The sequence below is a fragment of the Nostoc sp. DedQUE09 genome (assembly GCF_034530915.1).
GTDB lineage: Bacteria > Cyanobacteriota > Cyanobacteriia > Cyanobacteriales > Nostocaceae > Nostoc.
Map to the genome: position 1 here is coordinate 132,114 of NZ_JAVRCE010000013.1, position 25,421 is coordinate 157,534.

The following is a 25,421-nucleotide window of genomic DNA, read 5'->3' on the forward strand; positions in this document are numbered from 1 at the left end:
AGACAATCAAACACCTGTAGTTTCCACGCCACTTGACGGCAGTTGCTCCACTTGGGGAGACTCCTTGGCGCTAGCCTCTCCCTTTGGGAGAAGACCGCACTGCCTCCTCCACTTGGGGAGACCCCAGACGCTCGCAGACTCGCTAACGCTGCGCGATCGCTTTTAGCGTCTCCCCTTGGGAGAAGACCACAGTGGCTCCCCTGCATAGCGCTTTTGGACAGTATGGATTCTCTAAACCCAGCTTTTCAAAAACCCATCGCGTAATTACCTAGCGGGGCTAAATTGTAATCAGGCGTGCAATCTTAAGTTTGGTTAGGTGAAGGAAGTTGAACGCAGGCAAATTCTGAGAGCATCGTGTAGTGAGAAGTTCGTAAACGCCCAGAGTTGTCCGTGGGTCGGCTTCTTTGCAAAGGAACTGCGGGAGTAGTTTCCCGCTCTTACTGGGTCGGGCTTCCTTTCCTTAGAACTTAGGAAGCTTGCTTCAGGGCAATTAGTTTCCAGCTTGTTTCTGTAAGCCGTGAGGGTATACAGAAAAGAACCAGATTAAACAACAAATGATGTTTTGACCAAAGGTCGGTTCACTGCATGGAATTTTCAATCGCTACACTCCTTGCCAATTTCACCGATGATAAATTGGTAGCTCGGAAGGTTTTGGAAAAGAAACTTGGCTGTGAAGATGAAAAAAGTTTACAAAAACTTCACATTGCTTTAGATGTTCTGGAAAAAATCGGTATTTTAGTAAAAGAACGGGGCAAGTATCGTCGTGTCTCAGAAGAGGGAATAATCGAGGCAAAACTCCGTTGTTCTAGTAAAGGCTTTTGCTTTGCTATTCAAGATGTGGAAGGAGCCGAAGATATTTATATCCGCGAAAGTCATCTGAGTAATGCTTGGAATGGCGATCGCGTTTTGGTGAGAGTTCTGAAAGAAGGCAGTCGCCGTCGCTCTCCCGAAGGTGAGGTGAAGCTGATTCTGGAACGTTCTAACCACACTTTACTGGCACGAATTAAGCAAGTAGAAACTGGTTTTCGGGCTGTGCCTTTAGACGATCGATTGCTGTTTGAACTCAAGATTCAACCTAACGGGGCAAAGTTAGAAGAAGCGATCGATCATCTGGTTCATGTGGAAGTTTTGCGTTATCCATTGGCACAATATCCTCCCCTTGGTCGAGTGGTGCAAATCCTCGGCAGTGATGCCGAAGCCGCTGCTGATATAGATTTAGTTACGTGCAAACACGACCTTTCCCGGACTTTTCCAGATAATGTTCTAGAAGCAGCTGCGAGGTTGCCCAAAAAGCTCCTGAAAGCAGACCTGAAAAATCGGTTGGATTTACGTAATTTGTTTACTCTCACGATTGAAGGGGTAAATAGTGATACCAAAGTTATAGAAAACGCTTTTAGTTTAGAAAAAAACTTAGCCGGAAATTGGCTTTTGGGCGTTCATATCACCGATGTTTCTCACTATGTCCAACCTGACGAAGCCCTAGATAGAGAAGCACTCAAACGAGGCAAATCAGTGTATCTAGGAGAATTGGTGTTGCCAATCTTGCCCCCAGCTGTAGCAGAACGCTGTTCTTTAGTACCTGGGAGCGATCGCTTAACTATCTCTTTTTTAATTACCATTGATCCCAAATCGGGAGAAGTCCTGGAATGGGAAATTCAACCCAGTGTAATTAATGTCGAAACTGCACTGACTACAGAACAAGCCCAAGCAATTCTCACAGGTGAAGCTCAAGATAAATCATCACAGGTTTCCCAAATCCTGCAAGACCTCCAAGCCTTGCAAACCGCTGTGAAACAGGTACGCTTGACTCGTGGTAGCCTCCAGTTGAATCTGCCGCCTAGCCAAAACGCCTATTATGATGAGGGAATTCTCGGCGCTGTGGTGGTGAATGATTTGCCAGTGCGATCGCTACTCACTGAGTTGGTACTGTTAGTTAATCAACTGTTCGCAACTCACTTAAATGCTCTTGGTGTTCCGGCTATCTGGCGAGTTCAAGGTACTCCTGATGTTGAAGATGTCCAGGAAATGCTGAAATTGGCAGTCAATTTGGGCGTTGACCTCACATTAGATCCAGAAGCCGATATCCAACCCTTAGATTACCAACATTTGACCACAGCTTTTGCGGAATCTCCCTCTGAGCAAGTTCTTACTTACTTATTACAAGATACACTGAAGCCGTCTGCATACAGTACCACCAAAGGATCTCACTTTGGTCTGGCACTACCGCAATATGTCCACTTTAGCGCTCCCTTGCGGCGTTTCCCAGATTTGCTCATGCAGAGAGTGTATTACGCGCTACTCGAAAACGGACGCGATCGCCGCAATACCCGTGTCAGAGAGCGGGTTAACTTACGCCACTCCTCCAGCCATGAGGAAATTAACTGGAACGTTTTACCCCCAGAATTGCAACAAGAACTGCAAAGCGATTTGACTAGGGTAATTGTTCAAATCAACGACCGAGAAAAAGAAGTCCAAGAAGCCGAAGCCGATTTAGCTGGGCTGCAAAAAGCCCAACTGATGAAGCAACGCATCGGTCAGGTATTTCAAGGCGTGATTACCGGGGTTCAATCCTACGGTTTCTTTGTGGAAATTGAAGTATCCGCGGCTGAGGTGGAGTCTAGCAGTAATCCTGGTGTGCCTTTGCGGGTAGAGGGATTGGTACACGTCAGTTCTCTCAAAGATGATTGGTATGAATATCGCGCCAGACAACAGGCACTGTTTGGGCGCAAAAATCGCGCTTCTTATCGACTAGGCGATCGCGTCGCCGTCCAAGTTAAGAGTGTCGATTACTACCGTCAGCAAATTGATTTGGTAACAGTAGGCAGCGATGGCGTCGCCAAAGGTTTAACTGGCAATGATTCTCGTGACGACCTTTCAGACCTATACTTACCAAATGATATGGAGCCTGATGACCTAGATCCTTACTCTGAGGACGAGTAAAATCCACTAGAATTTACGTGTCAAATAACACCAAACCTTTAATTTTAGGCGTATCGGGCGCATCTGGTCTGATTTACGCTGTTCGCGCGATCAAATTTTTGCTAGAAGCGGAGTATAGCATTGAATTAGTTGCCTCTAAATCAACTTACATGGTTTGGCAGTCAGAACAGGAAATTCGGATGCCACCAGAACCAACCGGGCAAGAACAATTCTGGCGAGAGCAAGCTGGTGTTGCACTTTCCGGTAAACTCCGGTGTCATCCTTGGAGCGATGTTGGAGCCGGAATTGCCAGCGGTTCCTTTGCCACTCTGGGGATGATGATTATTCCATGCAGCATGAGTACAGTAGCAAAGCTAGCAGTTGGCTTGAGTTCCGATTTACTAGAACGGGCAGCGGATGTCCAACTCAAAGAAGGGCGAAAGCTGGTTATTGTACCGCGTGAAACGCCTTTTAGCCTCATCCACCTGCGTAACTTAACTTCTTTAGCAGAAGTTGGAGTTAGAGTTGTTCCCGCTATTCCCGCCTGGTATCACAATCCCCAAACCATCGAGGATTTAGTTGATTTTGTAGTTGCCCGTGCTTTGGATCAACTAGATATTGACTGTATTCCAATTCAGCGGTGGCAAGGTCGTCGCTAACACCCTGAGTAGATTTATTAGACCTCTTGCAAAAATATATTTTTCCAAGACAGGGAAAAGGGTAAAGGTTAAAGGGAAAGGGTTTTGAGTTTCTTTACCCTTTTCCCCTTCACCTTTACCCCGACAAATGCCAAGAAGTCTATTGTAAATTTCACAATAGTCCTAAAAAGGTAATGATAGAGATGGCTGATAGTGTCAGTAGTCAGTGAACAGTAATTAGTGAAGAATAACCAGACTGATCGCTGACTATTGACAACTGACCACTGATTATTGACAACTGATAAAATTGCTATGGCTGTAATTCGCTTAATTTTATTGGTGGCAGTACTGGGAGGACTAACGCTGTTATTAGTCCAAAATTTCTCACCTGCCCTACCGCTAGTATTTTTGGGCGTGCGAACTCAACCATTACCACTAGCGATATGGATTTTGTTCAGTACTGTCACTGGTGCTTTCACATCGATATTGATTGCTACCTTATTTAATTTATCCAATTATTTTGTGGCAGGACAACGCCAAACTTCTAACAGAGCAACCGCCCCTTCAAGTCGTGCGAAGGCAACCCAAAGAGAAGAACCGACATTTCGTCCTGCCAGTCCTCCACCACCAGCTAGTAAAAATGAAGAGCCTAGCAGTGAGGGATTTGATGATTGGGAGACAAATAGCAGTGGAGATGATTGGAACTTTGATGAAAACTCAGAGGAAGCACCTATTCCTAATTCTCAGGCTCAACAACCTAGAGACTCAACAACTTACGAACGTCAATCAGAAGCCAAAAGCAGTTCCCGGTCTGGTTCAGTTTACTCCTACAGTTACCGTGAGCCAAAAAATACGGCTGCCGGAAAAACTGAATCAATTTACGATGCTGATTACCGGGTAATTATCCCCCCTTACCAGCCGCCAACTACCAATCAAGCAGATGATGATGATTGGGACTTTTTTGAGGATGATGATGATTTTGAAGATGATGGTAAACGCCCCCGTCGGTGAAATGTAGCAGGCTACATCTCTCTCTATTTAATGCCGCATCGCTCTCTAGACTCCTGCTTGACCTTACCAGTCATGGCAGCTTCCTGCAAAGTCATGAAAGCATTAAAATCTTCCAAGTCATATCGGGTAGTCAACAGTTGTCGTAGTTGATCTTCAGCTTCAACTGTCAAATAACCAGTTGCTAAAGCTCTTTTTACAACGTCACGAATTCGAGTCATGGTTGACACCTCATTCATTCTATATTTATTCATTCAGGCTTATCGGGGTGGAATATACAGTAGTTTTTGTGTCTAAACTTCAATTTATTTACAAGTTTTTTTTGGGCGATCGCAGTAAATCAGTCATTATTTACACCTTTATCAGAAACATTTAATTGAACGGGTCTTGTTATAACTGAACTTTTAGAATAACGACCCTGTGCTGTTAGAAACACGGTATTGTGTATACTTAAAATTACCCACCAGAGTAAAAACCCTGATTATTTAGATAGACAGATATTGTTTGGATAAAGTTTCAAACAAGCTAAGTTAATTTTTTGGTTAAGCATAGGCATTACTATGCAGCAATTACCTAGTTACTTCAGGAAAATTACTACATTCCTGAGAAATTCATCGTTTATTACTGATAGTAATTTCACAGAAGAATCGTTAATTTCTTGCCTAAGTTACTTTAAATACATTAATAACAGTAATGATGACAGTTAATTTCTGTTAAATAGAAGATGAATTTAAATGTTTTAAAAATAATTCTAAGTTAGAAAATTTATAAGTAAATTTGAGATACATAAAGTGAAAAACTTTGATATCTGTTGAAAATAAATTTCTTGGAGGTTTATTTTGTTTTTGTATGCTTGCGGAAATTACTAATATCGGCATCAAGTCGTAGTAATAAACTGTTAGAGTTTGCACGATATGTATAAAACTCCGTATTTTTAAATCCTAGATTGAGTCATTGAGTTTATAATTTTAAACTGTGACTCAGCACTCAGAATTGGAGCGAAGCAACTAGTGAGCAACTTATTACAAGGAGTCAACCTGTACTTAATTGGGATAATGGGCGTTGGTAAGACGACAGTAGGGCGCTTACTAGCAAAAGAATTGGGTTATGGGTTTGTAGATACCGATGATGTCATTACCCAAGCAACAGGTAAATCTATCAATCAGTTATTTGCACAAGAAGGTGAAGTCAGGTTTCGCCAGTTAGAAAGCGACGTACTTTCACAAGTTTGTGCTTTTACAAAGTTGACTATCGCAACTGGTGGGGGCATTGTATTGCGGCGAGAAAATTGGGGTTATCTGCACCACGGTTTGATAGTGTGGCTAGATACGCCAGTGGAGATAATTTACAGCCGTTTAGCTGAGGATACCACAAGACCACTACTGCAAGATGGCGATCCTAAAGCTAAGTTGCGATCGCTCCTCGAACAACGAACACCACTTTACTCTCAAGCTGATTTGCACATCACCGAGCGAGAGGGAGATACACCTGAAGACGTTGCCAAGCGAATACTTGAGGCAATTCCTAGCGTTCTCAAAACACAAGTTTCTCATTAAGAAGACTCAAATTACCAAATTTTGCCCATCCGTAGGATAAATCCTGGTAATTCTGGATTACCATTAACTGCTTCGGGATTATCCAAAATTTCAACTTCTCGATTCGGACGGTAAATGTAGACTTTTCGATTTTGCCGATCGATTAACCAGCCTAGTGATGTGCCGTTATCGATGTACTCATGCATTTTCTCTTGTAATTTGATCGGGCGGTCGCTAGAGGAGCGTAACTCAATCACAAAGCTGGGGCAAATTGGTGCAAATGAAGCTTTTTGTGCATCTGTTAAGGCGTTCCAGCGCTCCAGTTCAATCCAAGAAGCATCAGGGGAACGCATCGCTCCATTGGGTAGTGTAAAACCTGTACTGGAGTCAAAGCCTATGCCAGTGCCATCTTGTTCAGTCCAATACCCAAGCTGTGCAGCAATGTTAAAGTTACGGTTGCCCGTATCTGAAAAAGCTGGTGGCATAATGATGACTTCCCCATTGGCAGTTCGCTCAATTCGCAAATCTCCATTAGCTTGGCAAAATTCGTAGAACTGCTCATTTGTCATCTGCACAAGCGAAGGAAAATTTACCGTTAGGGGTGTGCTTTCAGTTTGAATTAGCAGCGTGGTCATTTTCATTCCCTAGCTTCAGCCGAATGATTTCAATTTTAGAGGTTTGAAGGAGCGATCGCTGTTATGTTATGTCCGGTAATGTGGGAATAGTTAATTTGTAAGGTGTGTTACTCTATTAACGCATCATCTTGATCTGTCTCATCCGTCGTATAGGATTGACTCTAGAGCTTGAAGTTTTACCGCTGTGTCACGAAACAATTCAATGGATATTGAAGAGTTTTTCAATCGTTTAGATGTAGGGGAAAATGATTTTTCAGGAGTCGATCTCAGTGGTACAGACCTAAGCGAAGTTGACTTGTCTGGCATTAATTTCAGTGGTGCTGATTTGAGTGGAGGGATCCTCTGTAAAACTAAGTTATGGGGTGCTGATTTAAGAGACGCTAATCTGAGCGGTGCTGATTTACGTGGTGCTGATTTGAGAGTTACTCGTATGGAGAGCGTCAATCTCGAAAACGCTAATTTATTAGAAGTTAACTGGCACGGCGCGGAAATTTATGGGGCTTATTTCTACAATACGGTTATGCCAGATGGTGAACTTGTAACTGAACCAAACAGCTATGGCTTATCAGTACAAACATACTCAACTTTGGCATCAGAGATTGTGAGGAGTTACAAAGTCTTCTACACTGACTGCATAGGTTTTAACTCTCTCTGTTAGGCTCCTCATGACGGTCAACGATTCTGAATACATCAGGCAAGCTGAAGCCACTCGTGTACGTGTACTAAGCGAAGCACTACCTTATATTCAACAATTCGCCGGTCGCACTGTTGTTGTTAAATATGGTGGCGCAGCGATGAAAGATAGCACACTCAAAGACAAAGTTATCCGCGACATTGTATTCTTATCCTGCGTGGGCTTGCGTCCGATTGTAGTCCACGGCGGTGGCCCAGAAATTAACAGTTGGTTAGACAAGCTGGGCATCGAACCACAATTTAAAAATGGTCTGCGAGTCACTGATGCCGCCACAATGGATGTGGTGGAAATGGTTTTAGTTGGTCGAGTTAATAAAGAAATTGTCTCCCTGATTAACCAAGCTGGTGGTTTGGCTGTCGGACTTTGCGGTAAAGACGGTAATCTATTTACAGCCCGTTCCCAAGGTCAAGAAGGCATCGGCTTTGTGGGGGAAGTCAGCAATGTAAATATCAAGATTTTGGAAACCCTGGCTAGCAATGGCTATATTCCGGTAGTCTCTAGCGTCGCCGCAGACGAGACAGGGCAAGCTTATAACATTAACGCTGATACTGTAGCTGGGGAAATCGCTGCTGCATTAGGAGCAGAAAAGTTAATTTTACTGACCGACACCAGTGGAATTTTAAAAGATTACAAAGACCAATCTACTTTGATTCCGAAAGTAGATATCCGCGAAGCCCGCGAGTTGATTGCTAATGGTATAGTAAGTGGTGGGATGATTCCCAAAGTAAGTTGTTGTGTGCGATCGCTTGCTCAAGGAGTCCGTGCAGCGCACATCATCGATGGCCGCATTCCTCACGCCCTGTTACTAGAAATCTTTACTGATGTTGGCATTGGGACAATGATTTTGGGTTCGCAGTTTACCTATTAGAGTGCTGAGTGAGGAGTGAGGAGTGAGGAGTGAGGAGTAAAAAGTTCTTATTATCCCCTCATTTCCCTACTCTACCGAGGATAGGTAATAATAACCCGCGATCGCCCGCCGCTAAATGGTGTACGATGCCATGAATTATTGATAATCACCGGATTAACTAGGGTTGAATCTCGAATTGTCGGATTAATCAGGGTGGAATTTCTAATATTTTGCCTTACCTGGGGATAGGAATAATTGCGGTAATGATTACGTTGTGGCATTAGTCCTGTTGTTGGGTCTACAGGCATAGGTGTGGGAATCGGACTACCATAAATAAAGGAACCCACAGAAGGCGACGATTGCCTGACTCCATAACCACCATCAATCACGATCGCACGTTGGGCGGAAGCTGGAGCAATGCTTACACCCATCACTGCTAAAGTCATACCTGCTAAGAGCCAATTCAGTTGCGAATGCTTGATTTTTAACATAATTTTGCTCACCTGCATTTGATACCGGAATTTTTAATCAGAAAATAGTTGCAGCTACTTACTTAAAATTTTAGAAGTTTACCCACTTTCAGATTGCCAGCTTTTGAAAAGATTCCAAAAAGATTGCTGGCATTGGCAAAATGAAAATAGTGCTAATTTTTGTATAAGACGTGAATACAGAAAGTTTAGAAATTGCTAAAACCCGCTACCAGGCTGGGAAAGTTGCCTTTGAGAATGGGCAATACCGTGAAGCCGTAGAAAATTTAGAAAAGGCCAGCGCTCTATTAGCTCGTAATTCTCGCCTTGGGGGCGAAGTAGAAATTCATCTAGTAACAGCTTATGAAGCGGCTGGACGCACGGATGATGCGATCGCTCTTTGCGAAAGACTCAAACGCCATGCTCATTTTGAAATTGGCAAACAAGCGCGGCGGATGCTTTATATCTTAAAAGCACCAAAGCTGAAAAGACCCAGCGAATGGATGACCGAAATCCCCGATTTGGGCACACTAGCCGATAATGAACTCAAAATTTCTGTACCTGCTAAGTCTCCAAAATCTTCTGGGGAGCAAAAGCCAAAACCTGCCGAGCCAGAATTCGTTGACCTCAGTCAGGTCAATACCAGAGATAATCGCTTTATATGGGTGGCGTTAATTGCTATTGGTTTAACCATCTCGTACTTGGTTTGGTTGAATTTTTCAGGAACTCCTGGCTGATAACAATTTTGGATTGGGAATTAGGGACTAGGAATTGGGAAGATTTGAATGAAGATTCAGAGCCAAACTAAATCTTACTCATATTTTCTTACCCAGTCCCGAAGGGATCAAAATGGTATTCCAGGAATCTCAAACAATACTAAGAAGTCAAGATTGGTTAAAAAGTTTGACTTTTGGGGAGATTTATAGTTATGAATTTTTCAATTTTCGGAAAGATTTTCTTGTGGTTAGTCAGACCCTTTAGTTTTGTGTTGGCAAATATGAGATTGCCCTTACCACTGAATGGTCGAAATCGAATCAAACGGGTCTTTCCCATGCGAAATCCTATTCTGTGGCTCGTGCTGTTAACATCTCTGCTACTTACTGGCTGTGTGAAGTACGATGTGGGACTTAACTTTGACAACTCAAATAGTGGCGAACTAATACAGCATATTAAGTTGGGAGAACGGTTAACCAGTTTTAGCGGCGATTCGGTGTACGAATGGTTAAAAAGCATAGAACGCCGCGCCCGTCAACTTGAGGGTAAAGCACAGCGAGTTTCCCAAGAAGAAATCATCGTCACAATTCCTTTTAGCAATGGTAGGGAATTGCAAGAGAAATTCAACGAATTCTTTAACTCCCATGCAAATCAACCCTCTGAGTCTGTAGAGAGCCAATCTGACTCAGAACTGCCGAAAATTGAATCAAACGTCCTTTTGGAGCAGAATAATTTTTTACTTTTAGTCCGAAATCGGTTGATTTATGATTTGGATTTGCGATCGCTCTCTCTAATTGCTAGCAAAGGTAATGTTCTAGCAAATGCTGGTTCAATTCTCGATTTGGAATTTAGTTTAAAGACTCCTTGGGGAGCCAAAAATATTCGACTAACTGAAACTGCAATTGAGCCAGAAAAAAATGGCAATCAATTAGTGTGGAAACTCCAGCCTGGTGAGCTAAACCACATAGAAGCTGTTTTCTGGCTTCCTAGTCCCCTTGGTATCGGTGGGTTGTTAATTATCCTGTTTGTCTCAGCAGGATTGTACTTGAGATATAATTTCATGCCAGATCCTAGAATTCAGTTTCCTCCCAAAGCAGCAATCCAAGAACAGTAGACTATTTATCTGTTAAATATTGTTAGCGAAGCCGATGCATTTTCCATCGGCTTTTTTACCTTTTCCCCAGCTTTTTGTAAAAATGAGTCATAGCGAATTAGCAAAAGAAATTGTTCGTGTTTCCTATTTGAAAGGCTGCTATTCAAAAACTTCCTCTGTTTGACATGGAAGAACTTTCGGTATGGATGGAACTGTCTTGAAGCCCACAGTCATAATATTTTTGAACAACCCTAAAAATACTTAGCTTTGAGATAAGACTTGTAAAATTTCGAGTTAAACATTAGTGTTGCTATGTTCCCGTTGTTCCCTACCATACCAACGTTCAGCAAGTGCATTAAGTTGATGAAGGATTTCAATAAGTTCCTGACCACGTTCTGTGAGACCGTAAGTTACTTGGGGTGGAATACTTGGTTCATACTGGCGATAAATAATCTCTGCTGCCTCAAGCATTCTCAATCTTTCCGTCAGAACTTTGGTTGAGATGCCCTCGACTAGATGCTTCAATGCACCAAAGCGAGTAGGCCCACTATTACACAACACCCACAGTATATACATTGTCCAGGGCCCTGATAGTAAAGACATCAGAATACTAACAGGGCAAGCATCAGAATTTTTAGAGACAGACATCGTTAAGTTAGCTAAAATTGTCCGGCAGTTACTTTATGGTAACTACTTTACTTTAGTAACTAGTTACTTTTAGTATCTGATGTAATACTTTGAAATAGAAACTCAAAAAAATAAAAGCAGTAAATCCTAGCCAATCAGGAGATATTTGGTGGTAAACATCCTACATATTGATTCCAGCCCTCGTGGTGAACGATCGCACTCCAGAGAACTATCCAAAGAATTTGTCACTGCTTGGAAAACAGCGCATCCTGAAGATGCGATCGCCTATCGAGATATAGGGCGTCACCCAGTTCCTCATGTTAATGAAGCTTGGATTGCGGCGGCATTTTCACCACCAGAAACCCATACCCCAGAATTAACTGAAGCACTGAGGATTTCTAACGAACTGGTTGATGAGTTTTTGGCAGCCGATCGCTACGTCTTTGGAGTGCCAATGTACAACTTCAATATACCTTCCACTTTTAAGGCTTACATCGACCAAATTGTTCGTATTAATCGAACTGTTGCAATAGAAGCTCAAGGTTTTAAAGGGTTAGTCGAGGGCAAAAAAGCGGTTATCATTACTGCTCGTGGCGGTGACTTTAGCCCGACATCTCCTTTCGTTGCCTACGACTTCCAAGAACCCTACCTGCGGACGATTTTCGGCTTTATTGGGCTTACAGACATTCAATTTATTAACGCCAACAGCCTGAATGAAGGTGATGCCCGTACCCAATCGTTATCAGAAGCAAGGGCAGCAATTCAAAATGCGATCGCGCAGTGGTAATGTGATGCGGGGCATTGGGCATTGAGAAGAGACAAGGGAAAGACTTGTTCAAGAATTTCCCCTTGTCTCCCCTGCCCCCCTGCTCCCCTGCCCCCCTGCTTCCCCTGCTCCCCTGCTCCCCTGCTCCCCTGCTCCCCTGCTCCCCTGCTCCCCTGCCTCTTCTTCAGGGTGACAACCGCTCAATTTTCCAACTGCCATCATTTAAGCGAGTATAAAGTAAGCGATCGTGCAGACGGCTAGGGCGTCCTTGCCAAAACTCAATTTCTGTAGGGATCACTCGTAAGCCTCCCCAATGAGGCGGTCGAGGAATCTCCTGATTTTCATATTTGCTCTGGAATTCCTGCACGCGTTGCTCAAGAACTTCTCGGCTTTCTATCACCTCGCTTTGATTAGATACCCATGCACCCAAGCGGCTTTTGGCAGGGCGACTTTCAAAATACTGGTCAGATTCAGTTTCGGAAACTTTCTCCACATACCCCGAAATTCGGACTTGACGTTCTAGTTCTGCCCACCAAAAGACTAAAGCCGCCTGGGGATTTTCTGCCAGTTGTTGTGCTTTGTGGCTGTTGTAGTTTGTGAAGAAGGCAAAGCCCCGTTCATCAAAATCCTTGAGCAGCACCATTCTGGCTGAGGGCTTACCGTCTGGTGTGGCTGTGGCAATAGTCATGGCATTGGGTTCAGGGAGTTGTGCTGCTAAAGCCTGATCGAACCATTTTTTAAATTGGATAAAAGGATTGAGTTCTACTTCGAGTTCGCTTAAACCTTCCAAAGTGTAGTCTTTGCGAAGGTCAGCTACCGTTTTGTCCATTGTGATTTGTTTCCTTGCTATCAGATACGCTTATATATATCTTTGTCAAAAATATCTATGATGATAATCAGTGCCATCAAGAATTTTACAAATTCTCTCCAAGAATATCTAAAATAGGTTGCGTTAGATGCGCCGTTCAGCCTCCCTTCAACGCTTGTTAATTTATGGTCTGAGCGGTCCGATTATCGCTCTTAATGTCTGGTTGCTGTCTGTACTTTTTCGTTATTTCCAGCATCCTATTACTATATTGAGCATTGCGACGATTCTGGCTTTTCTCCTAAATTACCCGGTTAAGTTCTTTGAACGTGCTCAGATCACCCGCACTCAGGCGGTGATCATAGTTTTACTGGCAACATTAACCCTGCTTGGGATTTTGGGCGTCACCCTAGTACCGTTGATTATTGACCAAACAATCCAACTGTTAAATAAGATCCCTGATTGGTTAACCGCCAGTCAAGCAAACCTAGAGCAGTTTGAGATGTTGGCAAAGCAACGACGTTTGCCAATCGATCTGAGGGTTGTGAGCAGTCAAATCAATGCCAACATTCAGAATGTGGTGCAACAGCTAGCTTCTGGGGCAGTGGGATTTGCTGGCACACTACTGTCAGGATTACTTGGCGTAGTGTTAGTTATCGTGCTTGCATTTTATATGCTTTTATATGGCGATCGCGTCTGGTATGGTCTGATCAATCTTTTGCCTTCTAACATTGGAGATCCCCTCACCACATCCTTGCGCCTAAACTTCCAAAACTTCTTCCTCAGCCAGTTGTTACTAGGACTGTTCATGGTGCTAACCCTGACACCAATTTTCTTAGTGATGAAGGTGCCCTTTGCTCTGTTGTTTGCCATATTAATTGGTATCTCAGAACTCATTCCCTTTATCGGGGCATCTTTGGGTATTGGTCTAGTGACGATTTTAGTGCTGCTGCAAAATTGGTGGTTAGCAGTTCAAGTTGCGATCGCGGCGATTCTCATGCAGCAGCTTAAAGATAACTTGTTAGCTCCCAGGTTACTAGGCAATTTTATCGGACTCAATCCCATCTGGATTTTTGTAGCTATTTTGATGGGATTTGAGATTGCTGGCTTGTTAGGGACACTTGTTGCTGTTCCAATTGCTGGTACTATTAAGGGCACTTTCGATGCGATTAAGAGCGGCAAGCCGAGTGATTTTGTCTCAACTGTCACTATTGCCCATGACTCGCCCCCTGATTAAGGTCGCAGGGGAGCAGGGGAGCAGGGGAGCAGGGAAGCAGAGAAGCAGGGGAGCAGGGGAGCAGGGGGGACAAGGGGGAATTATTGAACAAGTTTCTCCCTTGTCTTCTCCCTCTACCTTGTCTCTTCTCCATGCCCAATGCCCTTCAGGAGTGCTGAGTTGTGAATCTCACTTATTTACTCGGAACTCAGAACTCGGAACGGGCTAAAGGCCCCGCTTCCGCTAACGGAACTGTTTCGCCCAATGCCTAAGATCAAAAGTTGCATAATCCAATCTCACAATTCACAATGGTGATCGATTACAAATTTTAGAGGATACTGCCAGCAGGCAATTTCTGAATCAAAGAAGCGCAAGCGAATGTATACAGTACACGCTTTGCCAATAGTCAATTCGTTTAGTGTTAAATTTACAGTCTTTTGATTCTCATTAATTAACTTAGAACCTGTTGATGGAAGCTTCCGAGCTGTTAGAAACAATCACATTTTTGATTTACCAAGCCGAGCAGGGTGAAATTGATCCTTGGGATGTCCAAGTGATTGAGGTGATTGACCGCTATTTAGAACTGATGGCACCAGGGGCAATAACAAGAGGCTATGAAGCGGACTTGTCTCAATCTGGACAGGCATTTTTATCAGCATCAATGTTGGTATTATTTAAAGCCAATACCTTGATGCAATTGTCAACAGTCGGAGATGCACAAGATGGTATCGAAGATGATGCCCTTTTGGAAGGTGAAGACGGTGTATTACATCAGGGTCATCGTCTACCATTAGAACGGCAATTGCGCCGTCGTCCAGCGGCAATGCCGCCACCAAAGCGCCGGGTGAGTCTGCAAGAGTTAATCGAGCAATTGCAGATTATGGCTAACCAACTGAAACTGGTAGAAAAAGTCAGCAAACCTATCCGTCCCAGGCGTCAACCTAGCGTCCAAAGTATGCGGGAGGCGCTGGAGTTAGCTCACCAGGAAAATCTGACAGAAGTCGCTGGAGAACTGGAGCAGGTGTTGAAATTGTCGGCAAGAGAGCTAAGTTTAGAACACAATTGGGTGAATTTAGAACAACTTGTAGAATTGTGGACTAAGACAAAGCTTGTCAAGCAAAATGGGTCTGGACACGAGTCTGAACACAGTAACCTAGTTAGCGTTTTCTGGGCACTACTATTACTCTCGGCTCAATCGAAAGTAGAGCTATTTCAAGAGGATTTTTATCACGAAATTAAAATTCGCTTAATTAGAGATTCAGCTCATATCGGCAAACCTTTTGAGAATCCAATGAACTAAGTCCATGAAGAGTGCTGAGTTCCGAGTGCTGTTAGCGGAAAGCTAAGGTTTAGCCCGTGCTGAGTTGAAAGGAGTCCAAGTGAAGCAGGAAGCAAAGTGAGTCCTTAGTATCAAGATTTCAGGCTTCCTTGTGAGAAAAATAGGAATTTATTTATAGGATTTTCCTCCTGGCTCCAGCATAGCTGCTTCCTACATTGTCATAGATTTTTGATTCAGCCCCAAAATCCGAGTAAATTGAAAAGATAAGCGATCGCTTGTCATCTAGGTATACCGATGGTTGTAATAACCGCTAAATTCCTGTTATCCCTATTCTGGGGGATGACTTAGAGTAGAAATAAAAACTGATGATTAAGTATCACTCAATGAAAGTAAACTGGCTTGTGGTTGAGGAATAAATTTTTATGAAAGCGATGATTCTCGCAGCTGGCAAGGGTACTCGCGTGCGTCCGATTACGTACACTATGCCCAAGCCGATGATGCCCATCCTGCAAAAGCCAGTGATGGAGTTCTTGCTGGAACTGTTACGCCATCATGGATTTGACCAGATTTTAGTTAATGTTAGCCATTTGGCTGAGGAAATAGAAAACTATTTCCGTGATGGCCAGCGGTTTGGGGTGCAGATTGCCTATTCGTTTGAAGGAAAAATTGATGACGATGGTAAACTGGTGGGCGAAGCGATAGGTTCTGCTGGAGGGATGCGGCGTATCCAAGACTTCTCACCGTTTTTTGATGATACCTTTGTGGTTTTGTGCGGTGATGCTTTAATTGACTTGGATTTAACTGCGGCTGTTAAATGGCATAGAGCTAAAGGGTCGATCGCTACTATTATTACAAAATCTGTCCCCAAGGAAGAAGTGTCTAGCTATGGTGTGGTTGTGACTGACGAAGAGGGTCGTGTCAAAGCTTTCCAAGAAAAACCTTCGACTGAAGAAGCTCTCAGCACCAACATCAACACAGGTATTTACATCTTTGAACCAGAGGTTTTTAACTATATTCCCTCTGATGTCGAATATGACATTGGTAGCCAATTGTTTCCCAAGTTGGTAGAAATCAAAGCCCCCTTTTACGCCATTCCTATGGACTTTGAGTGGGTAGATATTGGTAAAGTCCCAGACTATTGGCGCGCGATTCGCGGTGTACTACTGGGTGAAATCAAAAATGTGCAAATTCCTGGTCATGAAGTCGCCCCCGGTATCTACACTGGCTTAAATGTTGCCGTAAATTGGGACAAAGTAGATATCACAGGCCCCGTTTACATTGGTGGTATGACGAGAATCGAAGACGGAGCTAAAATTGTTGGTCCAGCGATGATTGGCCCCAATTGTTGGATTTGTAGTGGTGCAACAGTAGAAAACAGCGTCATTTTTGAATGGTCGCGCCTGGGCCCCGGAGTCCGGTTAGTCGATAAGCTAGTATTTGGACGTTATTGCGTAGATAAAACTGGCGCTGCGATCGATGTTCAAGCCGCTGCTTTAGACTGGCTGATTACTGATGCCCGTCAGACACCGCCATCACATACCCCTGTTGAGCGACAAGCCATAGAGGAATTGTTGGGGACAAACATAAATTAGGGAATGGGGCATGGGGGGATGAGGGGGATGAGGGACAGGGGAAAAGGTTAAAGGGGAAAGGGATAAATTTAACTTTACCCCTTAACCCTTTCCCTTTCCCCATTCCCAATTCCCAATCCTAGCTATTTAGATACGTATATCTTCTAAGACTCTGCTCGTAGGTTTGCAGTAGTCGTTGAGATTCTGCTAGGGTAATGCGCTTTTCTTCTAATGCTTTCTCGCAACGCTGGCGAATGTTTTCTACCATATCTTCGGAGTCATACTGGACGTAGCTTACTACTTCGCTCATGGTGTCACCTTTGACAACGTGTTCAATTTGGTAGCCTTTGGGGGTTAATTGGATGTGAACGGCGTTGGTGTCGCCAAACAGGTTGTGCAAATTGCCCATGATTTCCTGGTAAGCTCCATTCAAGAACATTCCCAAATAATAGGGTTCTCCGGGCTTATGGGTGTGTAATTCTAAAACCGACTTGACATCGCGCAGGTCAATAAAGCGGTCGATTTTGCCATCACTGTCGCAGGTGAGGTCTGCTAAAATTCCTCGGCGGATTGGTTCTTCATCCAAGCGGTGGATTGGCATGATCGGAAATAGTTGATCGATCGCCCAACAATCTGGTGCCGATTGGAACACTGACATATTCACGTAGTAGATGGAAGCCATAATTTTTTCTAGGTCTTCCAGTTCATCGGGTACGTATTCTTGCTGTCTAGTGATGGTAAGAATTTTTTGGCAACAAGCCCAATAGAGGCGTTCGGCCTTGGCTCGTTCTCTGAGGCGTAAAATTCCTAAGTTGAAGCGGCTGATGGCTTCTTCTTTGAATTGTGCAGCGTCGTGGTAGAACTCCTGATAATTCTCTTTGTTAATGGATTGGTAAGTTTCCCAAAGATAATTAATAATCGGGGATTCTCCCTCTTGTGGAGGTTCTGGGTTGTCTAGAGGAACATCACTAGTACTGAGAACATCAAAAATCAGCACCGACTGATGGGAAGCGATCGCTCGTCCACTTTCACTAATCAGTGTTGGTACGGGAATCTGCCGCTCTGCACAGGTATCTTTTAACTCTGCCACGATGTCGTTAGCATAGTTCTGCATGTTGTAATTTTTCGATGCATAGAAGTTGGTTTGGGAGCCATCGTAATCTACGCCCAAGCCGCCACCAACATCAAGATATTTCATATCTGCTCCCAGCATTGCCAATTCTACATAAATGCGGCTGGCTTCTTGGATAGCATCTTTAATCACATTGATGGCAGAGATTTGTGAGCCGATGTGGAAGTGCATCAACTGCAAAGAATCGAGCAGGTTAGCTTCCCGTAACTTGTCAACAGCCTCGATTACCTCAGGCATTGTCAAACCAAATTTAGCGCGATCGCCACTAGAGGTTCCCCAACGTCCCATGCCTTGGGTACTGAGTTTAGCACGAACACCTAATATCGGTTTAATACCTAACTGGCGATTGGCATCTATCACCAAATCAACTTCTTCAATCTGTTCTAAGACGATGATTGGTGTTTGCCCTAGTCTTTGGGCTAACATCGCCGTTTCGATGTATTCTCGGTCTTTGTAACCGTTGCAAACTAACAATGCTCCTGGTGTATCCAACACAGCTAGAGCAATCATTAATTCTGGCTTGGAACCGGCTTCTAAACCAAATTGATGGGGTTTGCCAAATTTCACTAAATCCTCAATCAAATGCCGCTCTTGATTGCATTTGACGGGAAAGACGCCACGGTAGACGCCAGGGTAATTGTAGCGAGCGATCGCTTTGGCAAAACAAGCATTCAACCGCTCAATCCGGTCTTCCAAAATATCAGAAAAGCGAATCAACATGGGAAGTCCCAAGTTGCGCTGCTTCATGGAGTTGACCAATTCAAACAAGTCAAGAGATCCCCCGCGATCGCCCTTGGGTGACACGGTAACGTGACCAGCAGCGCTAATGGAAAAATAAGGTTGTCCCCATCCTTCAATACGGTACAAGGCTTCGCTATCCTCAATTTTCCAGGAGCGAGGTAAATCTCCTGTGATAGGACTCGGTGGTAACAGTTTTTTGTGCTTATGATTTTTCACTTCTTTTTGTCCATTGGACGGTACTGGTACCACCTCGTCAGATGTAGCAGTTGACTCAACACCCATTTCTTCCTAACCTCTGTTTTTCACCCACGAGTTAACAATTTAGCGCATTCATCTAGGAACGTATATGCACCTAAAGATAATTTCTGAGATAAACTCTGATTGGTCAAGAGTCATTAGTCATTAGTCATTCGTCATTAGTCATTAGTGCAAAACCCTTGGACTCAAGACAGAGGACGACAAAGGACAAAGGACACTTGACTAGATAAAAACTTTATTAAGCTTTGGGAGATAGCAATGGAGCGTACATTTTTAGCAATTAAGCCTGATGGAGTCCAGCGGGCATTAGTGGGGGAAATTATCCGCCGCTTTGAAACCAAAGGTTTTACTCTAGTTGGTTTAAAGTTATTGAAAGTCAGTCGGGAATTGGCTGAACAACACTATGGTGTTCACCGAGAACGTCCCTTTTTTGGTGGTCTAGTCGAATTTATTACTTCTAGTCCAGTAGTGGCGATGGTATGGGAAGGTGATGGTGTTATTGCATCTGCCAGAAAGATTATTGGTGCGACAAATCCCTTAACAGCAGAGCCAGGAACGATTCGCGGCGATTTTGGACTAAATATTGGTCGCAACTTAATCCACGGTTCTGATGCTCCAGAAACCGCGCAACAGGAAATTGCCCTGTGGTTTAAGGATGAAGAATTGGTCAGTTGGCAACCACACTTAACGCCTTGGTTACACGAGTAATGGAGAGTTAGGAGTTAAAAGTTAGGAGTTAGGAGTTAAAAATTTCTCACTCCTCACTCCTAACTCCTCACTTACTTAGAGGCTTCGCTCTTTTCCGGTTCTACTTGGGGTAATTCAGTACTAACGCGCTTGGAAAATCCCCAGCCTAAAATCAAGAAGATGGCAGTAATCATGATCCATTCTGGTGGAACTAAACTATCGTTAACCACTTTTAAAAATAAGCGCAAGCCCACCAAGGCTACAGTTACATAGCCTGCGTCTTCTAGGTTTTCATATTCGTCTAGCCAACGGATAAACAATCCCGCCATGAATCGCAGCGTAATAATACCAATTGTTGCACCCGTTAACACTAGCCATTTTTCTTGAGAAACTGCGATCGCAGTTGTCACGCTATCCAAAGAAAATGCCAAATCTGTAAATGCAATCACGGGTATTGCTTGCAACAATGAATTAAACCGCGGCCCGTGATGGTGTTCGTCTTTGGTTTCTTCCGAGGTAAAGTGTTGGAATACCAACCACAGTAGATAAGCAGCGCCCAATAATTCAAATTGCCAGAATTGTTGTACCCAAGTGGCAGTGAGAATCAGGGAGATTCGCAGCACATAGGCAACAACTAAACCAAAGTTGAGTGCTTTACGCTCAAGTTCCTTGTCTTCCAACCCTTTTGCGATCGCAGCGAGGGCGATCGCATTGTCGGCAGATAACAGCGCCTCTAAAAGCACCAATATCACCAAAACTATAAGGGCTTCAAGGCTGAAATGAAAGTTGAGGTAATCAAAAATTTGGTCTAGCATTCCGGGTTTCTCAAGCAGAAAAAATTAAAATTTGACAAGAACGGAGATTTGCATATTAAAAAGCGCAATAAATTGCCACTCTAATTCAGCTTAACGCGCTTGTGGTGCATTTTGAAGGGGGTTGGCTCGATGCGATCGCAGTGGAAGTGGGGTAATTTGCGCGTGACAGCTAGTGCAGCAAACGCCATCTTCTGGTTGTGGCTTCAGGAGTGCTAAGTAATTCTTGAGAGAAACGGGGGGATTGAAGTAAGGATGAAAAAAGTAGCAAAATTCCTCAACTTGATAATACTTCATCAAAGTATCGATCAATTTCTGCTATCAGAATTTCAAAGTCTACAGGCTTGGTCAAGTGGCATTTGAAACCAGACTTCAGCGCAAGCTGCCGATCCTCCTGGCTACCGTAGCCGGTCAGTGCAATCAGAATTGAGCGAGTAAATTTGGAGTCTTTACTCAGTTCCTGTGCAACGGCGAATCCATCCATTTCGGGAAGCCCAATGTCACAAATAATTACATGAGGCTCAAGCTTCTTTGCAGTTTCTACCCCTAAAATTCCATTCTCGGCAATGGAAACTTCATGCCCAAAATACTCAAGTACTGCTTGTAATGATACGGCTGAATCCTCGTTATCTTCGATGACTAAAATTTTCAACGATTTTTTCGCCGCCTCTGTAATTTCTAGTTCGTTGTCCGAGGTTGTAATCTCTTCGCATATAGGGAGAGTGACTTTGAATTCCGCTCCCAAATTTATCCCTCTACTTGAGGCTTCAACATTACCACCATGAAGTTCCACAAGACTTTTTACTACCGAAAGTCCCAAACCTAGCCCGCCCTTTGAACGATCTAAACTGCGATCAGCCTGGGTAAACGGCTCGAAAAGTTCTGGTAATATTGTCGGGTCTATCCCGATGCCTGTATCTCTTACTGATAAGACCGCTACACTACCTGAGCCATTCTCACCTGGAATAACTGAGAAATCCACCCAGATTGTCCCATCTGGCTGGGAAAACTTTAAGGCGTTATCAAGAAGGTTCCCAAAGATTTGGAAGAAGCGAGTGGAATCAACATAAGCCCACACGGGCTTGTTTGGCAGGTCTTCTACTACATTAAGATTCCATTTTTGGATTGCTTGTGCATGGTCATTGAGACTCTGGCGAACCAATTCCACCAGATTAATCTTCTCAAGGTTTAATGAAATCTTCCCATAGGTGATGGATGATACGTCAAGTAACTCATCGATCAATTTCGAGAGGTGCTTAATCTGGTTTTGCATCATTAAAACTGTTTCCCCAACTGCGCCAGTCTGTCCTAGCTTCAACTTCAGTAGCTGAACACCGTTAGAGATGGGGGCAACGGGATTCCTCAGTTCGTGAGCTAGCATGGCAATAAATTTGTCTTTTAGGGCATTTTGGTTCGTTAGTTTCTGGAAAAGGTGCACGTTAGCGATCGCAACTGCTGTAGTGTCGGTCAAAATCTCTAGCATTCCGATCTCTTCGGGCGTGGCTAGGTGGCGTGTACTCCAGTAGGCTCCAATCGCCCCCAGTGGATCGGAAACCCTTATAGGAACCATCACTAAACTTTTGACAAAAGTTACCTTGTACGCCTCAATCGGAATCCGTGCATCCTGGTAAATATCCTCAATTATGGCTGCTTTCTTGTTGAGCATTGCCCAACCGGAGATGCAAGACTTGAGCGGAAAACGCATACCTTTCCAAAGTGGCCCAATGGCGTTTTCATCGACATAGTGGCAACATTCACCATCCCGCAATACAAAAGTTACTCCATCAGCATTTGTGAGATCGCGAGCAGCCAAACGCACAATCTCAATAATTTCTTCAATAGTCCGCACACAAGCCAAATCCTTCACAACGGCAAGCAGCCTGTTGTAAGAGGAAATGCTATAGCTTTGATCTGAATTCTGTTCTTGAGAGATGGAGGTTTGTAATATATTTTTCATAAAAACTCCGAACAAAAATATATCTGTATAAAAACTTAGGTAAAGCGGGTAGGTTCCGTAGACACCCAATACGGTTCGGATAAGCATTTTTCACTTTCCTTATGATCTGGGGAATGGGTTTGCGGGTAAAGGGGAAAGGATGTATTCAAAACCTTTCCCCTTTCCCCTTTACCCTTTAACCGAACCGTATTGCGTAGACACCTACTTTTAATCGTCATCTTAACCTCAATCTTGAGATTACAATCTGTTATCGCATTTTTCCTTTTCCTTATATAGGATGAAATTCTTCAAAATTACTAAGTAAATATTCGTAATTTACTTTATTTATAATGCAACTTTTGGTATTTCTCATCTATGGTGGTTACGTAACCGCTTAAACTCGTTATTTAAACGTAGTATTTGCAAGCGAATCGAAGATGCGTCACCATCCTTCGTAGACATCGCCATCGCAGACAAATTATTTGGCGATCGCTAAATAATACTCAAATCGCTCCCGGAGCTGTTCAACCGTCAAATTTTGAGTCCAGTACTCCACTAGAGCGTGACCAAATGCCCAGGCGTTGCGATCGGGTGAAGCGGTGTTTTCCAGCAGTAACGGCCAAAGGGATAGCAATTCAAAGTTGAGCGACTTGGGGTTCAAGAGTGAGAAAAGCTCATATCCCATTTGCAGTTTACCAATCACAATTGGCAACTGTTCCACGGGAATTTGCTCCGCCAACATATACGCCAGAGCCGGAGATCCGGTTGAGAATGTAGAAACAAACTGAAGGACGGGACTTTTGAGCAATGCCGTTAATCCTTGTGTTGTCGTCATTTGGAAGGTGTAGTGGTCGATGATTTTGGCGGCGGCGACGATGCGAGTTTCTAGGTTACGCAAAAAGCGGGCGAGACGGAGTTGCTTGGTAGGTGCGATCGCATCCACTAATCCCAACGATAGCGCTTCTACTCCCCAGGCAACTCGATTTGTTTTGCTGTCACCTGTAACCACGGGTAAAACTAGATTACAGAAGTTTCCTAGCAGTTTAGCACGATATTCAGTGGCTTCTCTAATGGCAATTTCTTTGGGGCGATCGCCCCATTCCCAATCATAAGGCGGTTGCCATTCGCGGATGGGACGGAGACGATCTACCTGGGTGACAATCGCGATCGCAGGTAAATCTGCAATTTCTGCTTTAATAGCTTGCAAAAAGTCCACATCCATTTGCAAGGCAGGATCGAGGGCAGGAGTAGCTAACAACAGCAAATCTGAATTGATGGCATAATCAAGCACTAAGTTTTGGAGTTCGGCACGGTTGACTTGTTCGTAACCAGGTGTATCCAAAATCGTCAGAGTTTCGCCACTTTCAGTCTGCCATTGATAATTCTGAATGCGATCGGTACTGGGTAAAACGTCAACGGTTGCGAGATCCGCCTGAAATAGCGTATTAATCAGGCTACTTTTTCCCGATCCCGTGCGCCCCACCAGCAGAATATTCACGGGTTTTTGCTCAACCGCCTCGGCTGGTTGAGCTTGAGTCAGGATTTCTCGGAGTGTTTGGGTTTTTGCCTTGGGTAAAGTTGGTGTGGAAACTACGGTTGCTGGAACTGGTAATGTGCTACGTCCGTAAAGTGCGATCGCTTGTAGGCATAAATTTCTCAGGGCAGCTTCCCGAAATAACTGGCTCAAATTCCCCAATAATTGCTGAGTTGCTTGGTTACTAGAACCCTGACTGGCTTGTTTTGCCACCGCCGCCACCGGATTTAAGATCCACTGTGCCCAGTTCCAAACTTTCCAGAATTTTCGAGCCGATGGTTCCAACTTCCGGTAGACCTCATATCCTTGGTATGCTTGTCCAACCGTTACCTGATTGAGGATCGGGGATAACTTTTGCATCCACTGATCCATATCATCCACTGTTCCCCGAATCAGCCCGTAAGCTTGGGGAACGTAAATATTCAGCAGCGGATATTGAATCTGAGGATTGTAGATACGAGCGATCGCTACGACTAAATCCTGACATCGCGTCCAAAAAGTTTGCCAGTCTTCCCAAATCGGGCGATCGCTTTGCGCTGCTTGAAGAATTTCTTGAAGGGCGGTTTCTGCAAGCTTTGTGGTGTCACTTCCCACTGGCCGCGCAACTGTATCCTCTGCCGTCGATTCCAATTCTTCACGAACTTGAGTTAATACAGCTTCTACTTGGTTAACAGCTGGTTGAGTCCATTTGACTAGCAGCCAACGCCAACCAACAAATAAAACGGTGAATATACCCCAAATCCAATTAATGCCCCACGCATGAATTTGTGAACCGGCAGACACCAGTAAGAAAATGATGATAAACGCGATCGGGATTGCTAAGACTACCCACTGCCACAGTTTTAATCGCACCATTGCCCCATACCTGCTTTGAAATGTTAGAAAATTCGAGTTTTTGTCAAAATTACTCTTATAAAAAGTCTATCGTCTCTAATGCAGGCAGGATGTTTGGTATTCTGGGATTAATGGTAAACTCCTAATTATTAGGGATAAATGTTTTGTTTTGCTGTGGGTAGCTAAATAAACAACTGGATATTTATATTTCTAGATTAGAAGAAGTTTAAAATTGCTCAGTTGTTTATGAGAGCAAAATTTAGTAAACAAGCTATGCAAACTATTACCGACATTGACACGCTGATTGTCAGCACACCCGGAACCTGTGGTGGACGCCCTCGGATTGCGGGACACCGGATTACGGTACACAACATTGCGATCAATTTCAATGCAGGCATGAAACCGGAAGAGATAGTTGTTCAAAGACCACAGCTAATGTTGGTACAAGTTTATGCAGCGCTAGCTTACTACTATGCTAACCAGCAAGTAATTGACACGGAGATTGCCGCAGAAATTGAAGAATACGACCGTTTAGAAGTTGAATATACGGCGAAGAGACAGTGAGCCAAATTCGTTTGTATTTAGATGAGGACAGTGTTGAGATCGCTTTTTAATTACCCCTCTTCTGTCACTTTCCGAGATAAGCAAGTAGTAAATAACTGAAATTATCCAG

At 43.8% G+C, this 25,421-nt stretch carries 25 protein-coding genes; 15 read left to right on the forward strand and 10 right to left on the reverse strand.

Features of this window, described 5'->3' with window-relative positions; translation table 11 throughout:
- Positions 1 to 585: 585 nt before the first annotated feature.
- The 3 genes from RMY27_RS11185 (at position 586) to RMY27_RS11195 (ending at position 4,568) form a co-directional block, all read left to right on the forward strand.
- Complete coding sequence (locus RMY27_RS11185; RefSeq protein WP_322663143.1) at positions 586 to 2,940, forward strand: ribonuclease R family protein; 2,355 nt, start codon at positions 586 to 588, stop codon at positions 2,938 to 2,940.
- A gap of 17 nt (positions 2,941 to 2,957) precedes the next feature.
- A complete protein-coding gene (locus RMY27_RS11190) occupies positions 2,958 to 3,578 on the forward strand; it encodes a flavin prenyltransferase UbiX (RefSeq protein ID WP_194042094.1) in 621 nt (206 codons plus the stop codon).
- A gap of 291 nt (positions 3,579 to 3,869) precedes the next feature.
- Positions 3,870 to 4,568: a LapA family protein gene (locus tag RMY27_RS11195; protein ID WP_322663194.1), complete on the forward strand. Its 699-nt coding sequence runs from the start codon at positions 3,870 to 3,872 to the stop codon at positions 4,566 to 4,568.
- 23 nt (positions 4,569 to 4,591) lie between these two features.
- Here the strand turns inward: RMY27_RS11195 and RMY27_RS11200 are convergent, their stop codons facing one another.
- Entirely contained in the window at positions 4,592 to 4,786 is a 195-nt protein-coding gene (locus RMY27_RS11200) for a hypothetical protein (RefSeq protein WP_322663147.1), read from the reverse strand.
- Between the two features lie 789 nt (positions 4,787 to 5,575).
- Here RMY27_RS11200 and RMY27_RS11205 point away from each other — a divergent pair.
- The gene (locus RMY27_RS11205; protein WP_322663149.1) at positions 5,576 to 6,121 is read left to right on the forward strand and encodes a shikimate kinase; all 546 of its coding nucleotides are present in this window, start codon (positions 5,576 to 5,578) and stop codon (positions 6,119 to 6,121) included.
- A gap of 11 nt (positions 6,122 to 6,132) precedes the next feature.
- Here the strand turns inward: RMY27_RS11205 and RMY27_RS11210 are convergent, their stop codons facing one another.
- A complete protein-coding gene (locus RMY27_RS11210) occupies positions 6,133 to 6,735 on the reverse strand; it encodes a Uma2 family endonuclease (RefSeq protein ID WP_322663151.1) in 603 nt (200 codons plus the stop codon).
- Positions 6,736 to 6,919: 184 nt separating this feature from the next.
- Here RMY27_RS11210 and RMY27_RS11215 point away from each other — a divergent pair, with 184 nt between their 5' ends.
- Both RMY27_RS11215 and argB read left to right on the forward strand, forming a co-directional pair.
- Positions 6,920 to 7,393 carry a pentapeptide repeat-containing protein gene (locus tag RMY27_RS11215; protein ID WP_322663153.1) on the forward strand — a complete coding sequence of 158 codons (474 nt, stop codon included), beginning with the start codon at positions 6,920 to 6,922 and terminating at the stop codon, positions 7,391 to 7,393.
- 7 nt (positions 7,394 to 7,400) lie between these two features.
- Entirely contained in the window at positions 7,401 to 8,297 is an 897-nt protein-coding gene (gene argB / locus RMY27_RS11220; protein WP_322663155.1) for an acetylglutamate kinase, read from the forward strand.
- A gap of 71 nt (positions 8,298 to 8,368) precedes the next feature.
- Here argB and RMY27_RS11225 read toward each other — a convergent pair whose 3' ends face one another.
- Positions 8,369 to 8,767, reverse strand: coding sequence for a hypothetical protein (locus RMY27_RS11225; RefSeq protein WP_322663157.1), 399 nt, complete (start codon positions 8,765 to 8,767; stop codon positions 8,369 to 8,371).
- A gap of 170 nt (positions 8,768 to 8,937) precedes the next feature.
- Here RMY27_RS11225 and RMY27_RS11230 point away from each other — a divergent pair, with 170 nt between their 5' ends.
- A complete protein-coding gene (locus RMY27_RS11230; protein ID WP_322663159.1) occupies positions 8,938 to 9,480 on the forward strand; it encodes a tetratricopeptide repeat protein in 543 nt (180 codons plus the stop codon).
- 191 nt (positions 9,481 to 9,671) lie between these two features.
- Positions 9,672 to 10,571 (forward strand): DUF3153 domain-containing protein, encoded by a 900-nt coding sequence (locus RMY27_RS11235; protein WP_322663161.1) that lies wholly within the window; start codon positions 9,672 to 9,674, stop codon positions 10,569 to 10,571.
- A gap of 273 nt (positions 10,572 to 10,844) precedes the next feature.
- On the opposite strand, the gene RMY27_RS11240 is transcribed toward RMY27_RS11235, so the two are convergent.
- Positions 10,845 to 11,198, reverse strand: a complete 354-nt coding sequence (locus RMY27_RS11240; protein WP_322663163.1) for a helix-turn-helix domain-containing protein — start codon at positions 11,196 to 11,198, stop codon at positions 10,845 to 10,847.
- A 148-nt stretch (positions 11,199 to 11,346) separates the two neighbouring features.
- Between RMY27_RS11240 and RMY27_RS11245 the strand changes: the two genes are divergently transcribed.
- Entirely contained in the window at positions 11,347 to 11,964 is a 618-nt protein-coding gene (locus RMY27_RS11245; protein ID WP_322663164.1) for an FMN-dependent NADH-azoreductase, read from the forward strand.
- A 163-nt stretch (positions 11,965 to 12,127) separates the two neighbouring features.
- Here the strand turns inward: RMY27_RS11245 and pdxH are convergent, their stop codons facing one another.
- Positions 12,128 to 12,772 (reverse strand): pyridoxamine 5'-phosphate oxidase, encoded by a 645-nt coding sequence (gene pdxH / locus RMY27_RS11250; RefSeq protein WP_322663166.1) that lies wholly within the window; start codon positions 12,770 to 12,772, stop codon positions 12,128 to 12,130.
- A 127-nt stretch (positions 12,773 to 12,899) separates the two neighbouring features.
- On the opposite strand from pdxH, the gene RMY27_RS11255 reads away from it, so the two are divergent.
- From RMY27_RS11255 to RMY27_RS11270, 4 genes are all read left to right on the forward strand, one after another.
- The gene (locus tag RMY27_RS11255) at positions 12,900 to 13,985 is read left to right on the forward strand and encodes an AI-2E family transporter (protein ID WP_322663168.1); all 1,086 of its coding nucleotides are present in this window, start codon (positions 12,900 to 12,902) and stop codon (positions 13,983 to 13,985) included.
- The gene (locus tag RMY27_RS11260; protein ID WP_322663170.1) at positions 13,966 to 14,193 is read left to right on the forward strand and encodes a hypothetical protein; all 228 of its coding nucleotides are present in this window, start codon (positions 13,966 to 13,968) and stop codon (positions 14,191 to 14,193) included. Before RMY27_RS11255 ends, RMY27_RS11260 begins: the two co-directional genes overlap by 20 nt.
- 240 nt (positions 14,194 to 14,433) lie before the next feature.
- Entirely contained in the window at positions 14,434 to 15,264 is an 831-nt protein-coding gene (locus RMY27_RS11265) for a ScpA family protein (protein ID WP_322663172.1), read from the forward strand.
- A 401-nt stretch (positions 15,265 to 15,665) separates the two neighbouring features.
- Positions 15,666 to 16,835 carry an NDP-sugar synthase gene (locus RMY27_RS11270; RefSeq protein WP_322663174.1) on the forward strand — a complete coding sequence of 390 codons (1,170 nt, stop codon included), beginning with the start codon at positions 15,666 to 15,668 and terminating at the stop codon, positions 16,833 to 16,835.
- A gap of 118 nt (positions 16,836 to 16,953) precedes the next feature.
- Here the strand turns inward: RMY27_RS11270 and speA are convergent, their stop codons facing one another.
- The gene (speA, locus tag RMY27_RS11275; protein WP_322663176.1) at positions 16,954 to 18,969 is read right to left on the reverse strand and encodes a biosynthetic arginine decarboxylase; all 2,016 of its coding nucleotides are present in this window, start codon (positions 18,967 to 18,969) and stop codon (positions 16,954 to 16,956) included.
- A 234-nt stretch (positions 18,970 to 19,203) separates the two neighbouring features.
- On the opposite strand from speA, the gene ndk reads away from it, so the two are divergent.
- Complete coding sequence (gene ndk / locus RMY27_RS11280) at positions 19,204 to 19,653, forward strand: nucleoside-diphosphate kinase (RefSeq protein WP_194044575.1); 450 nt, start codon at positions 19,204 to 19,206, stop codon at positions 19,651 to 19,653.
- A gap of 71 nt (positions 19,654 to 19,724) precedes the next feature.
- Here the strand turns inward: ndk and RMY27_RS11285 are convergent, their stop codons facing one another.
- From RMY27_RS11285 to RMY27_RS11300, 4 genes are all read right to left on the reverse strand, one after another.
- Positions 19,725 to 20,447 carry a TerC family protein gene (locus tag RMY27_RS11285; protein ID WP_322663179.1) on the reverse strand — a complete coding sequence of 241 codons (723 nt, stop codon included), beginning with the start codon at positions 20,445 to 20,447 and terminating at the stop codon, positions 19,725 to 19,727.
- A gap of 90 nt (positions 20,448 to 20,537) precedes the next feature.
- Positions 20,538 to 20,741: a hypothetical protein gene (locus tag RMY27_RS11290; RefSeq protein ID WP_322663181.1), complete on the reverse strand. Its 204-nt coding sequence runs from the start codon at positions 20,739 to 20,741 to the stop codon at positions 20,538 to 20,540.
- The gene (locus tag RMY27_RS11295) at positions 20,722 to 22,488 is read right to left on the reverse strand and encodes an ATP-binding protein (protein ID WP_322663183.1); all 1,767 of its coding nucleotides are present in this window, start codon (positions 22,486 to 22,488) and stop codon (positions 20,722 to 20,724) included. Before RMY27_RS11295 ends, RMY27_RS11290 begins: the two co-directional genes overlap by 20 nt.
- 370 nt (positions 22,489 to 22,858) lie before the next feature.
- The gene (locus RMY27_RS11300) at positions 22,859 to 24,769 is read right to left on the reverse strand and encodes a GTPase family protein (protein WP_322663185.1); all 1,911 of its coding nucleotides are present in this window, start codon (positions 24,767 to 24,769) and stop codon (positions 22,859 to 22,861) included.
- Between the two features lie 252 nt (positions 24,770 to 25,021).
- On the opposite strand from RMY27_RS11300, the gene RMY27_RS11305 reads away from it, so the two are divergent.
- Positions 25,022 to 25,312, forward strand: coding sequence for a DUF433 domain-containing protein (locus tag RMY27_RS11305; RefSeq protein WP_322663187.1), 291 nt, complete (start codon positions 25,022 to 25,024; stop codon positions 25,310 to 25,312).
- The last annotated feature ends 109 nt before the right edge of the window (positions 25,313 to 25,421 follow it).

Coding starts and splice junctions, on each gene's coding strand:
- RMY27_RS11185 (WP_322663143.1), top strand. CDS start 586: ATGGAATTTTCAATCGCTACACTCCTTGCCAATTTCACCGATGATAAA.
- RMY27_RS11195 (WP_322663194.1), top strand. CDS start 3,870: ATGGCTGTAATTCGCTTAATTTTATTGGTGGCAGTACTGGGAGGACTA.
- RMY27_RS11200 (WP_322663147.1), bottom strand. CDS start 4,786: ATGACTCGAATTCGTGACGTTGTAAAAAGAGCTTTAGCAACTGGTTAT.
- RMY27_RS11210 (WP_322663151.1), bottom strand. CDS start 6,735: ATGACCACGCTGCTAATTCAAACTGAAAGCACACCCCTAACGGTAAAT.
- argB (WP_322663155.1), top strand. CDS start 7,401: ATGACGGTCAACGATTCTGAATACATCAGGCAAGCTGAAGCCACTCGT.
- RMY27_RS11225 (WP_322663157.1), bottom strand. CDS start 8,767: ATGTTAAAAATCAAGCATTCGCAACTGAATTGGCTCTTAGCAGGTATG.
- RMY27_RS11235 (WP_322663161.1), top strand. CDS start 9,672: ATGAATTTTTCAATTTTCGGAAAGATTTTCTTGTGGTTAGTCAGACCC.
- RMY27_RS11240 (WP_322663163.1), bottom strand. CDS start 11,198: ATGTCTGTCTCTAAAAATTCTGATGCTTGCCCTGTTAGTATTCTGATG.
- pdxH (WP_322663166.1), bottom strand. CDS start 12,772: ATGGACAAAACGGTAGCTGACCTTCGCAAAGACTACACTTTGGAAGGT.
- RMY27_RS11255 (WP_322663168.1), top strand. CDS start 12,900: ATGCGCCGTTCAGCCTCCCTTCAACGCTTGTTAATTTATGGTCTGAGC.
- RMY27_RS11260 (WP_322663170.1), top strand. CDS start 13,966: ATGACTCGCCCCCTGATTAAGGTCGCAGGGGAGCAGGGGAGCAGGGGA.
- RMY27_RS11265 (WP_322663172.1), top strand. CDS start 14,434: ATGGAAGCTTCCGAGCTGTTAGAAACAATCACATTTTTGATTTACCAA.
- RMY27_RS11270 (WP_322663174.1), top strand. CDS start 15,666: ATGAAAGCGATGATTCTCGCAGCTGGCAAGGGTACTCGCGTGCGTCCG.
- speA (WP_322663176.1), bottom strand. CDS start 18,969: ATGGGTGTTGAGTCAACTGCTACATCTGACGAGGTGGTACCAGTACCG.
- ndk (WP_194044575.1), top strand. CDS start 19,204: ATGGAGCGTACATTTTTAGCAATTAAGCCTGATGGAGTCCAGCGGGCA.
- RMY27_RS11285 (WP_322663179.1), bottom strand. CDS start 20,447: ATGCTAGACCAAATTTTTGATTACCTCAACTTTCATTTCAGCCTTGAA.
- RMY27_RS11290 (WP_322663181.1), bottom strand. CDS start 20,741: ATGAAGTATTATCAAGTTGAGGAATTTTGCTACTTTTTTCATCCTTAC.
- RMY27_RS11295 (WP_322663183.1), bottom strand. CDS start 22,488: ATGCTTATCCGAACCGTATTGGGTGTCTACGGAACCTACCCGCTTTAC.
- RMY27_RS11300 (WP_322663185.1), bottom strand. CDS start 24,769: ATGGTGCGATTAAAACTGTGGCAGTGGGTAGTCTTAGCAATCCCGATC.
- RMY27_RS11305 (WP_322663187.1), top strand. CDS start 25,022: ATGCAAACTATTACCGACATTGACACGCTGATTGTCAGCACACCCGGA.